This window comes from Helicobacter sp. (assembly GCF_017502485.1).
GTDB lineage: Bacteria > Campylobacterota > Campylobacteria > Campylobacterales > Helicobacteraceae > Helicobacter_B.
In genome coordinates, this window is the sequence record NZ_JAFVUX010000017.1 from 12,765 (window position 1) to 27,491 (window position 14,727).

The 14,727-nt window shown below is 41.9% G+C and carries 16 protein-coding genes, 4 tRNA genes and 1 pseudogene; 2 read left to right on the plus strand and 19 right to left on the minus strand.

Going from position 1 to position 14,727, the window contains the following annotated elements; translation table 11 throughout:
* Positions 1-17 precede the first annotated feature (17 nt).
* The 6 genes from IKB69_RS03585 to IKB69_RS03610 all read right to left on the minus strand — a co-directional run bounded on the left by IKB69_RS03585 (position 18) and on the right by IKB69_RS03610 (position 5,947).
* On the minus strand, positions 18-2,225 hold the full coding sequence (locus IKB69_RS03585) for an AAA family ATPase (protein ID WP_290946193.1): 2,208 nt from the start codon (positions 2,223-2,225) through the stop codon (positions 18-20).
* A gap of 3 nt (positions 2,226-2,228) precedes the next feature.
* Complete coding sequence (locus IKB69_RS03590) at positions 2,229-2,537, minus strand: ATP-dependent Clp protease adaptor ClpS (protein ID WP_290946195.1); 309 nt, start codon at positions 2,535-2,537, stop codon at positions 2,229-2,231.
* A 93-nt stretch (positions 2,538-2,630) separates the two neighbouring features.
* Positions 2,631-3,593 carry an FkbM family methyltransferase gene (locus IKB69_RS03595; protein WP_290946197.1) on the minus strand — a complete coding sequence of 321 codons (963 nt, stop codon included), beginning with the start codon at positions 3,591-3,593 and terminating at the stop codon, positions 2,631-2,633.
* Positions 3,590-3,778, minus strand: a complete 189-nt coding sequence (locus IKB69_RS03600; RefSeq protein WP_290946199.1) for a hypothetical protein — start codon at positions 3,776-3,778, stop codon at positions 3,590-3,592. The genes IKB69_RS03595 and IKB69_RS03600 overlap by 4 nt, the downstream gene beginning before the upstream one ends.
* 30 nt (positions 3,779-3,808) lie before the next feature.
* Positions 3,809-4,765: a tRNA (adenosine(37)-N6)-dimethylallyltransferase MiaA gene (miaA, locus tag IKB69_RS03605; protein ID WP_290946201.1), complete on the minus strand. Its 957-nt coding sequence runs from the start codon at positions 4,763-4,765 to the stop codon at positions 3,809-3,811.
* A gap of 3 nt (positions 4,766-4,768) precedes the next feature.
* Positions 4,769-5,947, minus strand: coding sequence for an FtsW/RodA/SpoVE family cell cycle protein (locus tag IKB69_RS03610; RefSeq protein ID WP_290946203.1), 1,179 nt, complete (start codon positions 5,945-5,947; stop codon positions 4,769-4,771).
* Between the two features lie 235 nt (positions 5,948-6,182).
* Here IKB69_RS03610 and IKB69_RS03615 point away from each other — a divergent pair, with 235 nt between their 5' ends.
* A complete protein-coding gene (locus IKB69_RS03615; protein ID WP_290946205.1) occupies positions 6,183-6,548 on the plus strand; it encodes a hypothetical protein in 366 nt (121 codons plus the stop codon).
* 122 nt (positions 6,549-6,670) lie between these two features.
* Here IKB69_RS03615 and IKB69_RS03620 read toward each other — a convergent pair whose 3' ends face one another.
* The 7 genes from IKB69_RS03620 to IKB69_RS03650 form a co-directional block, all read right to left on the minus strand.
* On the minus strand, positions 6,671-7,414 hold the full coding sequence (locus IKB69_RS03620; RefSeq protein WP_290946207.1) for a hypothetical protein: 744 nt from the start codon (positions 7,412-7,414) through the stop codon (positions 6,671-6,673).
* Positions 7,411-8,532, minus strand: a complete 1,122-nt coding sequence (locus IKB69_RS03625) for an EpsG family protein (RefSeq protein WP_290946209.1) — start codon at positions 8,530-8,532, stop codon at positions 7,411-7,413. Before IKB69_RS03625 ends, IKB69_RS03620 begins: the two co-directional genes overlap by 4 nt.
* Positions 8,533-8,795: 263 nt before the next feature.
* Positions 8,796-8,872, minus strand: a tRNA-Asp gene (locus IKB69_RS03630).
* 37 nt (positions 8,873-8,909) lie between these two features.
* Positions 8,910-8,985: transfer RNA gene (locus tag IKB69_RS03635), tRNA-Val, on the minus strand.
* Between the two features lie 42 nt (positions 8,986-9,027).
* Positions 9,028-9,102: transfer RNA gene (locus tag IKB69_RS03640), tRNA-Glu, on the minus strand.
* A 17-nt stretch (positions 9,103-9,119) separates the two neighbouring features.
* Positions 9,120-9,195 (minus strand) — tRNA-Lys (locus IKB69_RS03645).
* A gap of 63 nt (positions 9,196-9,258) precedes the next feature.
* Complete coding sequence (locus IKB69_RS03650; RefSeq protein WP_290946211.1) at positions 9,259-10,014, minus strand: CinA family protein; 756 nt, start codon at positions 10,012-10,014, stop codon at positions 9,259-9,261.
* Between the two features lie 146 nt (positions 10,015-10,160).
* Between IKB69_RS03650 and ppk2 the strand changes: the two genes are divergently transcribed.
* On the plus strand, positions 10,161-11,003 hold the full coding sequence (gene ppk2 / locus IKB69_RS03655; RefSeq protein ID WP_290946213.1) for a polyphosphate kinase 2: 843 nt from the start codon (positions 10,161-10,163) through the stop codon (positions 11,001-11,003).
* Positions 11,004-11,083: 80 nt separating this feature from the next.
* Here ppk2 and IKB69_RS03660 read toward each other — a convergent pair whose 3' ends face one another.
* The 6 genes and pseudogenes from IKB69_RS03660 to secG all read right to left on the minus strand — a co-directional run.
* Positions 11,084-11,692 carry a hypothetical protein gene (locus IKB69_RS03660; RefSeq protein ID WP_290946215.1) on the minus strand — a complete coding sequence of 203 codons (609 nt, stop codon included), beginning with the start codon at positions 11,690-11,692 and terminating at the stop codon, positions 11,084-11,086.
* A gap of 5 nt (positions 11,693-11,697) precedes the next feature.
* Positions 11,698-12,336, minus strand: a complete 639-nt coding sequence (locus IKB69_RS03665; RefSeq protein WP_290946217.1) for a hypothetical protein — start codon at positions 12,334-12,336, stop codon at positions 11,698-11,700.
* Between the two features lie 80 nt (positions 12,337-12,416).
* A complete protein-coding gene (locus tag IKB69_RS03670; RefSeq protein ID WP_290946219.1) occupies positions 12,417-12,962 on the minus strand; it encodes an RDD family protein in 546 nt (181 codons plus the stop codon).
* A gap of 7 nt (positions 12,963-12,969) precedes the next feature.
* Positions 12,970-13,593: an orotate phosphoribosyltransferase gene (gene pyrE, locus IKB69_RS03675; RefSeq protein ID WP_290946221.1), complete on the minus strand. Its 624-nt coding sequence runs from the start codon at positions 13,591-13,593 to the stop codon at positions 12,970-12,972.
* Positions 13,593-14,150, minus strand: coding sequence for a ribosome recycling factor (frr, locus tag IKB69_RS03680; protein WP_290946223.1), 558 nt, complete (start codon positions 14,148-14,150; stop codon positions 13,593-13,595). The genes pyrE and frr overlap by 1 nt, the downstream gene beginning before the upstream one ends.
* Before the next feature lie 164 nt (positions 14,151-14,314).
* Positions 14,315-14,524 (minus strand): annotated as a pseudogene (secG, locus tag IKB69_RS03685) (preprotein translocase subunit SecG); the annotation flags it as partial.
* Between the last annotated feature and the right edge of the window lie 203 nt (positions 14,525-14,727).

Genomic DNA, 14,727 nt, shown 5'->3' on the forward strand with positions numbered 1-14,727 from the left:
AATCCATCAAGGCTTTATCACCTAAGTGTTTTGGGTATGCCTGTAGCTAGCTTGGGCGTAAGTACAAAGTGATTGCGCTTATAGGCAATTGATACAACCCCGCCATTATCAAGCTCTCCATTGATGATAATATCACTTAAGGCGGATTTTATGTGCGTATTTATGATTTTTTTAATCTCTCTAGCTCCAAGCGCACTCTCAAAACTTTGGTTGATAATGGCATTAAGCGCGCTAGATTCTAGTTTGAGTGTGATATTGCGCGCACATAACTGGGCGTTCATATCACTAAGCACTTTTTGTGCGATTTGCTTAAAAGCTACTTTATCTAAAGGCTTAAAATGCACAATTGCATCGAGCCTGCCTCGGAATTCTGGGCTGAATATGTCTTTTAATGCGGTATCTTGGCGCAAGGAGTTGTCTTTGGCAAAACCTATAGTATTACCCTCCTTGCTTCCAGCATTAGAAGTAAGGATTAAGATTGTGTGCTCAAAATGCGCGACATTACCCATATTATCGGTGAGTGTGGCATTATCCATAACTTGCAATAAAATATTATAAATATCACTATGAGCTTTTTCTATCTCATCTAGCACAAGCACGCAGTGGGGATTTTTGCGCACTTTATCCACTAGAATCCCTCCATTTTCATAGCCCACATAGCCAGCAGGCGCACCAATAAGCGTGGCTACACTATGGGCTTGCGAATACTCACTCATATCAAATCGCTCAAAGTGCATTCCTAAATGCTTGGCAAGCTCTTTTGCTAACTCTGTTTTGCCCACACCACTAGAACCACTAAAAAGAAAGCTACCAATGGGGCGGTTAGATTCTGTCAGATTTGCTTTGGCGATTTTTATTGCGCGTACAAGCTCGCTCACTGCATTATCTTGAGCAAAAATACGCTTTTTCAATTTGGATTCTAGTGTTTTGACTTGCGTCCGCTCGCTAGCATTTATCTGGGATTTTGGGATATGGTAGGTTTTGGCTATGACGCACTCGACCTCTTTTTTTGTAATAATATGTTTAGCAGGTGTGTTAAGCGTTAAGCTAGCTCCTACCTCATCAAGTAGATCAATTGCCTTATCCGGGAGAAATTTGTCATTGATATACCGGTGGGATAGATCAAGGCAGGCTTGCAGTGCGCTCTCATCATAGCAAACATTGTGGTAGCTTTCATATAATGGTTTAAGAGCACGCAGAATCTCAAGGCAAGCTGATAGGCTTGGCTCTTTGACATCAATGGTGCAAAATCGTCTTGAGAGAGCTTTGTCTTTGCCAAAGGAGCTTTTATATTCGCTAAAAGTGCTGGCGCCAATGCACTTAAATGTCCCATTTGCCAAAGCAGGCTTAAGCAAATTTGCCGCATCCATTGTGCTACCCATAGTCCCACCAGCCCCTACAAGTGTGTGGATTTCATCGATAAATATAATCACATTAGACAAGCTCTCTAGCTCAGTCAACACACTCTTTAGCCGTTTTTCAAAATCTCCCCTATATTTGCTCCCAGCCACAAGCGCACCTAAATCAAGTGCGTACACTTGTGCATTGGCAAGTTTTTTAGGCACGCGATTTTGTGTAATAGCAAGAGCTAGTCCCTCTACTATGGCAGTCTTACCAACCCCGGGCTCACCTAGCAAGATGGGGTTATTTTTTTTCCTACGGCAGAGAATTTCACACATTCTTGTAAGCTCATCATCACGCCCAATGAGAGGGTCGATTTTTCCTGCAAGAGCTAGGGCATTTAAATCCTTAGCAAATGTCTCTAAAGACTTTTGGCGTCTGGGGGCAATGTCTTGGCTAGACGGAGTGCTATTTGGGATATTTTGTAAAATATCAAGGCGTGTGATATTGATGGCTTTAAGTAGTTTGGCACAATAGCTGTCCTTTTCTTCAATGGCAAATGCCAAGAAGTCCCATAGCTCTATGTGCTCATCTCCAGAGGAGCGTGCGTGATGTAACATCGCTTCAAACACACGATGTAGGGCTAGAGTTTCTTTAGGCAGAGAAATATTGGCATTGGTTGGGATATGGTGGGCTAGGTAAGCGCGCAGGGGCTTTGTCAGCTCATTTGTGTTAATCTCACAAAAGGACTGTAAAAATTCCTTGCCACTGGGGTGCTCTAATAAGCTTAGAAATATATGCTCAATTGTCAAATACTCGTGTTGCAACTCTCTAGCAATCTCCACAGCACGATTTATAATGTCTTTAAAAACAGGGCTTGTCATTAGCTAGATAGATTCTGTGAATATTTTAAGCGGATAGGAAGCTTTTTTAGCAGCTTGGATTGTCTCTTGCGCTTTGGTCTCACCGATGTCATAAGGGTAGATTCCGCACACACCTTTGCCGCTGTTATGTACTTCAAGCATAATCTGCTGTGCTTCTGCTAGGCTTTTATCAAAAATACTTTGCAAAATTTCTACGACAAAATTCTGTGTTGTGTAATTGTCGTTGAGTAGCACCACACGCACCATTTTTGGTGGCTCTAACTCAATATTGGTGAAAGTATTGCAAGCTTGCTGCGCGTTTGCTTCTGGCATTGGGCGATCCTTTTGTGATTTTGGGACTAATTGTAGCTAAAAAGTAGCACAAACTATGCTTAATTACTTAGAATCTATTTTTGAAAAGTGTGGTTAAGGCATCTCGCAAAATAAATAAGTCTCTAGCGATATGTATCCATCAATAGGCTTGTATAAGTGGAATTCATAGCCCAGATTCCACGACTCTAGCAAAGGCTTAATGGCAAAAAAGTCGCTTGCTTGGTGGTAAATGCTTATGAGCATTGTAGGTTTTTGTGTGCAAATTGTATGCTTTGCACCTTTGAGGAACTCCATCTCAAAGCCTTCTATGTCGACTTTGATAAATCCTACTTGGATATTGTGCTGTTGCACATAAGCATCTAGTGTGATGACTTCTACTTCTTCACTTCCTAAAGATATGGGAGCAAATACAAGGCTAGAGGCACCGCCATAGAGATTGAGTGTAAGTGTTTCTTTTTTCGCGCCTAGAGCTTTGTTAACAGGGATAATGCGTGTGGTGTTGTTTAAGTGCAGGGTGGTAAGTAGTTTTTGATAAGTGTTTTTACTGGCTTCAAAGCAGTGGATAGATTGTTGTGTATAGTCTTGGAAAATTAGTGCGCTATCGCCGATATACCCACCTACATCAATGATGTCCTTATTGCTTAGTCTATCAAGATTGCGCAAGGTATGGAGTCCGTGTTTGTAGAAAAATACAGAGCACTCAAGGTGTTTTTCTGGGAGAAAGTAGCCGTTGTAGTAGCAAAGATTAGGAGCTAGAGATAGAATCTTTGCATAAAAATTATGCGCGAGTGTCTCTAGGGCTGTGAGCTCTTCTTGTGTCAAGGCATAGTATCGTTGCAAAGGATTGTGATAGGCTTGTAGCTCTCTTGATACAATAGTGTAGGCTAAATCCCTACTTGCTTGGGGCATATTTTTAGTCAAAGATTCTAGTTTGTGAAGCAAATTGGATTCTGCTAGGAGCGTTGGGAGCAAAAGATCGTTTGCCTTAAGGCTTGGGTAGGTGGCTAGGTATTTGTATCGGCGTGTTTGGTAGCATAAAATCCCGCAAAATCTCAACGCGTAATCAACAATTTCAATCCCCCCCCCCCATAGATATTTTTAGTCGTATAGCGTCTTCTTTGCAAAAGCGGGAGATCTAGAAATAAAAGTGTAAGTGTGTCGCGTTTTTTGACAAGCTTAAAGCCTAGTGCTTTGCACTTTATATCGGTGTTTTTGTAATCCCAGAATCCAAATAATTTCATAATTGCTCCTTGTGGTGTTGTAGATTGTAATTATAGTCGATCTTGTGCGCACTCGCGCAAGATTTTACCGAGGAGCTTGTCCCTAGATTCTACTTGCGCATTTTGGAATTTAGCACGGATATAGGTGGCTTGGCGTTTGGCTAGTTGGCGTGTATGGGTGATGATAAGCGGCTCTAGCTCGCTAGATTCTAGCTCTCCATCAAAATAGCGTAGGCACTCTTTTAGTCCTATGGCTTTAAAGGGCTCAATGGTGCGCCCATAGTGAGCTAGCAAATATCTTGCTTCATCAAGTAAGCCAGAATCTAGCATAGCCTTTGTGCGTGCTTCTATGCGCGCGTGTAGTTCAGGCTTGGGCGTATGTATGGTATAGATTCTAGGCTTTTGGATTAGGGGAGACTTGGTGTGGGTGGAAAAATATGTACTAGGTGCGATGTATGTAGCAAAGTAGAGAGATAGTAGCTTTTGCACTCTATAAGTATCAGTGGGTGCTATGCGTAGCGCACTTTGTGGGTCGATGTTTGTTAAAAAAGCGTAAGGGTCAGGCAGGGCTTCTATGCGCTTTTGTATATCGCTTCGCTCTTCTTGGCTTAAGCTGGGCATAGCAGATAACCCTTCATATAGGCAGGTTAAGTAGAATCCACTTCCACCTACAATGAGCAAAAATTCTTTTTTACACACTTGTAAGGCTTGTGCAAAAAGCGTGCGGAAGACTTCGGCATTGCAGTGTTCGTTAGGAGAGAGTATATTGATAGCGTGATGATGGACTGCCTGCAAGGCGCCTTTGCTAGGCTTAGCAGAGGCGATATTGATTTCTTTATAAATACTTAGAGAGTCGATGGAGAAAATTTCTGCGTTTAAGGTGGTGGCAAGCTCTAGGGCGAGATCTGTTTTACCGCTTGCGGTGGGCGCGACTAGAGCCAGAATCTTAGGCTTATGTGCCAAGCTAGATTCTACTAGCTTGGCAGATGGACTTGGGGGTGTGGGCATAGGCTAGGATTTTTGATACTGGGCTTTTTGGCTAATGCTTAGTATAAGCCCTATGGCAAGGCAGTTTGCTAGCATAGAACTGCCCCCATAGCTAAGGAAAGGCACAGCAATACCTTTTAGTGGGATAAGCCCAGCTATTCCTAGCGCGTTTATGATAAAGCTTAGCCCTATAAGCATAGCCACTCCTATACAAAAGAGATAATACACATCATTTTGGACACGATTGGCGATTTTAAGCACACGAAAGACCACAAGTATAAGTAATCCCACGCACACACTAAGTCCTAGAAATCCCAGCTCTTCAGTGATCCCAGCTAGCACCATATCTGTATGTACTTCGCTTAAAAACCCAAGCTTGATTGTGCCATTGCCTAGTCCTTGTCCTAGTAGTCCGCCATTATGTATGGCATTGGTAGCGTGGTAGATTTGATAGGGTTCTGGGAGATTCTCCACACGCAAATATTGCTCAAATCCTTGGGGCAAAATCGCTAGTACAGAGTCTTGGGCATTTGCCCACCAAAGCTTTAGGCGCAAGATTCTATGTGGCGATATAGCGACAAAAATGCTAGCAAGAGCCGAGCTTATTAGTAGCAAGATCCCAAATAGCCCCACACTTCCACCAGCTGCGATAAGCATTACCACAAGTGTAAGAGCTAGTAGCACTACTTGCCCTAAGTCATTTTGTAGCACAGCAAGTAGTAGTACGGCGATGAGAAATACGGCTACATAGGGCAAAATCACTAGAATCTCTTGTGCTATGGTGCGCTTGTGGTTATCGACAAATTTACGCGAGAAGCTCCACGCTAAGAAAAAAACAAAGCCAATCTTAAAAAACTCACTTGGCGCAATAGAAATAAATGGTAGCCGTATCCACCGCTTCGCACCCCCAGCAGAAGTTGCTAGACTCTCTGGGAGAAATGGCATAAGTAGCATAAGGACAAAAGCAACAAAAAAGAGCAAGAATCCAAATTTTAAGAAGTATTTTTCTGGGGCAATTTGGGCGATCATCCACATTAGCAAAATCCCGAGCGTAGCGCTTGCAAACTCTCTTTGGAAAAAGTGTAGTTCGCTATAACGATAGGCAAGCGTGGTATAAGTAGGTAGAGAGTAGCTCATCACCACGCCAATGATAATCAAAGCCCCGGCATAGAAAAATAGCTTAGAATCCGCGCGCAAATCCATAGATAAATCCTAGTGAAAAGTAAAAGTGGATTCTAGCACAATCCATTCTTTTTGCACCTGTGCTTTTGCATTTTGCGTGTTTGCTAGATTCTAGCTACAGAGCCTGTGGGGCGGGCGCTCTGGTGCTGCTAGCGTGAAGTGAGTGTGGCTTGTAGCTTATAGTTAAAGCTACAAAATTTAATAAAAAGTTCGATGTAATGGAGTCTAAGCGTAGTTAGAAAGATAAAGGATTTGTATGCAACACCCAAATATTCGAGCATTGATATTGTATATATGGATAGTATTTATGCTACTAGGGATAACAGCGAGTATAGTAAGTGCGTTTGGTCTAGCGCAGCCTAAACCCCAAGATCTCACAGCACCTGCAAGCTGGTGTGCCAAGGGCGATGGAGTCGCGTGCTTCTATGTCGCGCAAAATCTTCTGTTTGCCGATAAAAAGGCGAGTGATATTGTGCGCGCCCGGGCGTTTTACTACAGGGCTTGTGCGCTCAAAGTGGCTAATGCCTGCTATGAGCTTAGCAAGCTTCAAGCACATCCTTCTAGAATGTATGCAAGCTATTGGCGACTATGGGAGCGTGAGACGCTAGGTGCGTGGGAATGATGATGCAGCTAAGTATTACCTAAACACTAAGATAGAATCTAATTGGCTAGGCGTAGATGAGAAGAACATTGTCGCCCCCTTATTGTTTGTTGAAGCTTACTTTATATTTACTTAGGCTTATGTCATCGAAGCTCCTTGCGTAAGTTTGTAAAGTTTTCTACAAGAAATACAGCAAACACGCTAATCATAATGCTACAAATAATCATAAATACCCAGATTTTATTGCTATTAAGGCTTTGGTGATTTTTGATGATTTCTGTGGAGATTATACTATAGCCTTTTTGGGCAAGCCTGTTTTTATCCAAGTGGATGTAGTGTTTGTTGATTGGGGGTTTTGATGGATCTTCTATATATGGTATCTCTTCATCAATGATGCTAAAAAATCCATTTTCTATAACCATTTTTGCATAAGCTGCTTCATCTTTTTCAAGGCTTGATAGGATAAATTTAAGCATTGTTTTAACTTCTTGTGTCGCTGGGTTAGATTCTAGGGATTTAGTGATTAGTTTGATTGGGTTATCTGCCGTGTAGAATATGGCATAGGTGGTGAAAAATGGTGTGTCAATAGCTTTGCGGAAATCGCTAATAATGTCCTTTTGATAAAAGTCTAGGAGTATGTTTTGAACGATTTGCTCAGATAGAGATACATTGCCATATCTGTTATATTGTATGAAGCCTATTTTGGGCATTTCGCTACTTGGGTTTGCCTGTTTTGCGTGGTAGGATATTTGCTCTTGTTGTAGGGCTTTTACTTGCTTATGTGTCCAAAATGATCCTAGAATCAAGCAAGCACACAAAGAGATGAGAAATAACTTTTTGCGCTTGATGAAGAGAGAGATAATTGCTAAGTCATTATAAGGCTTCATAGTAATGCTCCTCGGAAAAAGTAGTAGAATGGATATAGGCTAGATTCTGGGAATGAGAAAAATAGCTCCAATGCCCGAGTCTCTGGGTGATCGCCAGATGTTAGTAGCCCATACATTAGCTTAAGAAAATAGGGGAAAAAGAATAGTAGCGTTAGGGAGAAAAAGTGCCTAAATACAACAAATATGATAAAGTAAAATAGCGTATCACCTATGAGCATCACTACTCTACCCGGAATAATGTTGGTTATATAGATAGCAAAAGCTACAAGAATCAATACCCTAAATCGCTTAACTAGCTTGTCGTTCGCATTAATCACAAACAAAGAAAATACAATGCAGCACATAATAATGTTTTTTATTATATTTGTATAAATGAGATAGTAGGGGTTGTATCCATTGGCACTTACATAATAGAGTATATAGGAAGTTACTCTATTTGGAAAAATACCATTAAGAAGATTTGCCCCATCGACTAAATGCGAGTTAATAAGAGTAGAGCTTATTAAAAAGGCACTAAAAAACCCCATAAAGACCACTAGGCTAAATCTTGGGAAATAGTATAAAACATAACACGCTAAAACAATGGGGATTGAGCTTAAGTGAAAGCTAGTGGCAATAAGAAAAAAGACAAGTTTCAAATAGGGCGACTTGACAAAAAATACATAGAGTAGAAAAATGCTTGCAAGTGCCTGTCGAGTAAGCCCAAGAGTAGATAGAAACACAATGATACATAAGCTAAAAGCAATTAACGCAGATTTTTGAGAGTTTTTCACAAATTTTGAGCCATATTTTTCAAGCCATATATACATCAAAAGAGTTGCAAATAATGCCGTGTAGAATAAAACATATTGCGGCGGAAGTTTGGGCAAAAAGATTGCAAGCAGTTTGTAGAATACAGGTAGCCCTATTTCATATCCGCCACCCCATTGTGTCATTGCTTGTGGGAGATTATCATACACATCAAGATAGTTTTGGTAATAGCGCGAAAAGTCATCATCAAAATCTGGAGCAAGATTAAAGTAGAGACGACTTGAGAAAATGATTGCGATGGATAGACAGAGTGTCAGCCCAAGTAGGATTCTAAAAGATTTTGGTATATATGTAGAAAAACAAATCATAATAAATACGCCCACCATATAGGCATAAAAAGGTGAAAATGGCAGCAAGACAACAGGGAGCAAATAAATCGCGCTAAAGTAGGGAGAAAATGGGTGGTGATGGAGTGAGATATGATTGGATGGGCAAGCGGCTACTCGCTTAGCGTGTGTAGTATCCCCCCCCCCCCCAATATTTACATAATTGATTTAGTAGGGTATTTAAGGTCATTTGGAGTTCTCATCAAAGTTTTTTAAGTGAAATTACATTATATCTATGATAGAAGTGGCGGAGCGGACGGGGCTCGAACCCGCGACCCCCTGCGTGACAGGCAGGTATTCTAACCAGCTGAACTACCGCTCCAAAATTTACTTAAGTAGCATTTAACTCGCCATATCAATGGTGGTCGCTACAAGACTCGAACTTGTGACATCCACCTTGTAAGGGTGGCGCTCTACCAACTGAGCTAAGCGACCAAACATCAACACAATTCTAGAAAATCATAAAGAAGGAAAAAGTGGTGACCCCTAGGGGATTCGAACCCCTGTAGCCACCGTGAAAGGGTGGTATCCTAACCGTTAGATGAAGGGGCCACTACTTGATCACAATATGGTGACCCGCGTTGGATTCGAACCAACGGCCCATTCCTTAAAAGGGAATTGCTCTACCAGCTGAGCTAGCGGGTCAAATATAAAAGTGAGATTGTAAAGTTTTTATTATCTTTTGTCAAGAGTGGTAAATCTTAGGATTCATTTATCGTTTAGATATTTAATAAGCATTTCTATGGCTTTAGTAGAAGCTTCAAGCTGAATATACTCTCTAGCGGTGATATTGTAGGAAAGTGTGGCTGAGGCATAATCTATGGGTTGGTGATGCTTGGCTGGTGTGTTTAGATTGCTTGTGGGGAAGAAGTGCTGCTCAACCATAGGAGAACTATCAGCAGCTTGCACTCCTATAAAGACTGATCCTACCGGCTTTTGCCTACTTCCACCACTAGGTCCTGCGATACCTGAGCTAGCGATAGCGACATCTGCCCCAAACCTTTTCAATGCCCCATGTAGCATTTGTTCTACTATAGGCTTGCTAACTGCGCCAAAGTCTTGCAGGCTGTTTTTTGATACTTCTAGAATTTGTTCTTTGATTGTATTAGCATAGCTAATAACTCCGCCCATAAAGACACTAGAAGCTCCACTAATGCGTGTAAATCGATAGCCTATAAGCCCACCAGTACAACTCTCAGCAGTCGCTAGGGTTAGCTCTCGTGCTTTAAGCTTTTCTAGTGCGATAGATTCTATACACTCCCCAAGGACAACTTCTTGTTTAAAAAACTCACACGCCCATAACTCAAAATTATCTATTTGCCTCTGTGTGCCTTGTATGCGTGCATAAGAATCTTTATTTTCCCAGCAAATGCCACATTTAACCACCATTTCCGCACAAAGCACTCCGGCAGAATCTATATCCATGTTAAGAAAAATAATCACTTTGCTTACATTGTTTGTCATAGTAGTTTCTCCTTAAGTCTTACATTATTAGTGGCATCAAGGTATGTTTAGTTGGCTAGATTCTAGCAAATTTGTTTAGGAAATTTTAAAGTACCTTTCAAGTTAATCCCGTATAATACCTGACCAGTATCTTGTCAGGAGTGGCTATGCAGGGTAAAAAAGAGACAAAAAAGGCGATTACATTGCGACCAGAAGCAGATAAATCGCGCACAGAAGAAATCTACAAGAAGAAAAATGGGCGTTTGCGAGATGAATTTTATCTCAAGGAGATAGAGAAGCTTCAAGTTGAGCTACTGAAGTTACAAAATTGGGTCAAAAAAACCAATCAAAAAATTGTCATCATCTTAGAAGGGCGAGATGCAGCGGGTAAAGGTGGGACAATCAAGGCACTCACAGAGCATTTAAACCAGCGCGGATTTCGCATTGTAGCACTGCCAAAGCCCACAGAGATTGAAAAAACGCAATGGTATTTCACGCGCTATATTAGCACTTTACCAAGTGGCGGGGAAATTGTGTTTTTTGATCGTAGTTGGTATAACCGCGCAGGTGTAGAGCGTGTGATGGGATTTTGCACACAAGAGGAATACAAGCAGTTTATCTATCAAGTAAGTAATCTTGAGCAAATGCTTATTTCAAGTGGGACGATGATTTTTAAATACTTCCTTGATGTTGGGCAGGATGAGCAAAAGCGCAGAATCAAGCGTAGAAAAACTGATCCACTTAGAATGTGGAAGCTAAGTCCCATTGACTCCAAATCTCTTGATTTATGGGATGAGTACACATCCGTGTTTGAAAAGATGTTTTCACGCACACACACCCCATATGCACCTTGGATTATCGTGGATTCTAATGATAAAAAGGCTGCTAGGCTCAATATCGCGCGTGATCTGTTAAGTAAAATTGACTACGAAGGCAAAGATCCATCTGCAGTGTGTCTCTTGCCAGACCCCGCGATTTTGCACTCGTATTCTCAATCGCCACAAGTATAATTATTTTTATCGATGCATCTGTGCAGAGCCAATGTGGCAGAGAATGTTTAGACTAAGCGCTTGGCTTTGTTTGGCTAGATCTAGTTATCTTCCATTTCTTGTGGCACTTTTGGCTCTTCATATTTATGTAGAGACACTGTGACGCCATTGCTCATATTTTTAAACAAAACGCCCTTGGCAGTGCGATGATAGTAGATAATCTCACTATTTTTTTGGAATCTCTGCACTATCGCACCACTAGGCTCTATGACCTTGCCTATCCCACCAAAAATATCTCTCTGGAAAAATATATCATCAAATAAATCTCCATAGCTCACTTTTCCGAAAAACTCTTTAGCAGTGGGCCACTTGCGTACGCAATCTTTTAGGATGCAGATTCTATGCTTGCTTACCTCTAGTGTGCCAATTGCCTTTCCGCCAGTAAAAAGCTCAATAAATATTTCTTGCTTCTTGTTGACAGCAAAGGTTGCATAATCGTAGTAGTTAAAAATACGGGATTTGATGTAGAGCACACGCTTGCCGACTTCTTTTGTTGGGGCGTTTTCTTGCTTTTGTTGGTTGTATTGTGAGAGAGCATCCTTGCTCACAGGTTTATCAGAAAATAGATCTAAAATCCCCAAATTTGTGCATCCACCAAAAACAATGGCAGATAGCGTAGCAGCACATAGAGATATAGCAAGAGATTTCACTCTACTTATCGCCCACCAAGCGCACGATACCACACGCGACCATCAAGTTTAAGTTCCATTGTTACTTGGCATAATCCAGATTTACAATCGACATTGACGACATCTGCACCCCGCACAAGGGCTTGGACTTTGGATTTTACAGTGGAGCTTGTGATCGCCATATTTTCCACAGTGTCTTGACCATTGAGTTTTACCCCATACATTTTTTCACCAAGGAGCTTGTATGCATCAATCATAGCTGCGCGCTTGGCTAGAGCTGTGGATTGCGCTGGGGAGATGGAGTTCTGCGGAGCGACACCAGTACCCGTTACTTGCAATTCGATAATATTGCTTGGAGTAAGGTTCGGGTTATTTTGGATGATAGGCTCATTGCCACCTTTTGATGGGGCGATTTCATCATCACCTTCCCCTACCATAGGGTTATTACCGATAATGGGGCTTGGGAGTGGGTTTGCTAAAGGAGGATTTATCATTGATGGTGGATTTATTCCGCCAAATCCTGGATTCTCAATTCCTGTGGGGTGAAAATCTGCACTTGGTGGCGTAAGTCCCACGCTCTCTTGAGTCCCCATACAAGCAACGAGATTAAGTGTTGCGATTGTAGTAACTGACATCGTCTTGATTCTCTGTGTGATACTTGTCATCAAACATCCTTTTTTTGAAAGTTAGTAAGACCTAAGCAAAATGCGTGCCAATTCTAGTCGTTTCCCTAGCGTGTTTGTATTCAAGTGTTTTGCGTGGGTTCATCGACATCGATGATTTTTGTGTGCATTAGGCTATCGTGGAGACATTGATGAGACTTTGAAATAAAAGGCACGATAAACCCAATTGCAATCGCGTAAGAAAAAGCCCAGACAAACATCCGCACAAATGCACGCCAAAATCCAACTTGTGGGTTTGTGGTAGATTTTGGTAGGAAGCTTTGATCAACAAGTTTTAATCGCACATAGCGCAAGCCCGGTGTTTGCCCACTTTTAGCTATAAAGAGTGCGCAAATCCCAGCATAAGCTCCAAAGCATAAGGCAATAGCGAGCTGGCTTTGTCGAAACTCTTGCGCACCTCCTAGAATCCAATATGTGCAATATAAAATAGGTGTGTAAATCATAAATATATCAACAAGCAGTGCTTTAAGCCTGCGCGCTACAAAGATTTCTCTAGCGATTGTGTTATAGGTGCTTGGGCGTTGTTCTGGGTTTAGGGCTTGAGACTGCTTATAAAGCTTTTTAATTGTGCGGAATCTTGGCTTGCTAGACACAGGTTTGTTTGGCATAGGAGGGTTAGTTGCCCCTAGAGCCGGGCTTAATAGCTTTGGAGTGATTTTGCGCACATAGTGGGCAGTCTTCTGGGTCATACATTGTGAAGATGAAGTCTTCTAGGGCAAAGAGCGGAGTAGAATCTGGCAGGCGACATTCTGGTTTTTTGCTAGCTAAATTGCTATTAGCGCGCACGCAAAACCCTCGATTAGCTAGTCCTGCATAGGCTACAACCTTTGCTCCAAGGAACTCCACGCACCGAGCGGACTCTAGTGCAGAGCCGCCCGTGGTGATAATATCCTCACAGATAATCACTCTTTCGCCACTTGCTACTTCAAAGCCACGGCGAAGTTGCATTACTCCATCGACTCGCTCTGTAAAGATAAAGCGCACGCCAAGAGCACGCGCTAGTTCATAGCCTGCTAGAATTCCACCAAGAGCTGGGGAACAAATCGTATCAGCTTCTATGTGAGCTTCTTTGATTTGTGTGGCAAGCGCACAACCTAGCTTACTTGCTATTTGTGGGTTTTCAAGCACTTTGGCAGATTGGAGATAATGGGTAGAGTGATTTCCGCTACTTAGGAGAAAATGTCCCTTTAAAAGTGCGTGAGCATCTTTGTAGATTTGTTCGATGTTAAGTGCTTGCATTAGATTTTCATAACCTCTTCTTCTTTGTGCTTGACCATTTCATCGATTTTTTTAACAAACTCATCAGTGAGCTTTTGCACATCATCTTGCGTTTTTTTGCTTATATCTTCTGTGATTTGCTTGTCTTTTTCAAGCTTTTTAATGTGATTATTGCCATCTTGGCGGATATTGCGCACGGCGATTTTTGCCTTTTCGCCCATAGCTTTCGCTTCCTTGGCTATGTCTTTGCGTTGCTCTTGGGTCATTGGCGGGAAAAATAGCTTGACGCATTCGCTATCGGAGTTTGGATTAACCCCAATATTTGCTTCTTGGATCGCCTTTTCTATATCTTTTAGTAAGGATTTTTCCCATGGCGTGATGACAATCGTACTTGCATCTTGAGCAATGACAGAGCCTACTTGATTGAGTGGAGTAGGGATGTCATAGTAATTTATACGAATATTATCTAGCACGCTTACAGAGACTTTGCCACTACGCAAGGTGCTAAAATCCTTGCGTAAAGATTCTAGCGATTTTTCCATATGGGATTTGGTGCGTGCAATGATGTCTTGTGTCATACTTTATCCTTAGAAGTTGATTATTGTTCTGGTTGGGTTAGCGTGCCTTGCAGGGGCTGATTAAGCCCAGAATCTAGCGGGGCGTTTAATGGGGCATTAAGCGGTGTGGATTCTACCGGCTTTGCTGTGTCAAAGACACTTTTTTGCTGCTGTGTATTGAGCTGATAGCCTAGAAAAATTGTATTTGCCAAAAACAATAGTCCTAGGACAATGGTCAATTTCGCTAGAAACCCTGCTGGACCTTTCGCGCCAAAGAGCGATTCGTTACTCCCGCTGTATGCTCCAAGTCCAAGTGAGCTTGATTTTTGTAGCAAGACAACGCCCACAATAATGACTGCTAAAAGAATTTCAATGGTGATAAAAAGCACACTCATAACAACTCCTACCTAAGATCTAAGACTTTCTCGCAAGCTGGGATTCTACCATAAAATTACTAGGAGTAAAACAACACCATAAGAAGCATTGTGCTACAATCGCAAACTTACCCTAGTGCTTTAAAGCCATTTTACTATTTAAGGATACTAAATGTCAGCCCATCATACTGCGCCTAACCTAAATCGGGGGGGGGGGGAAGCTA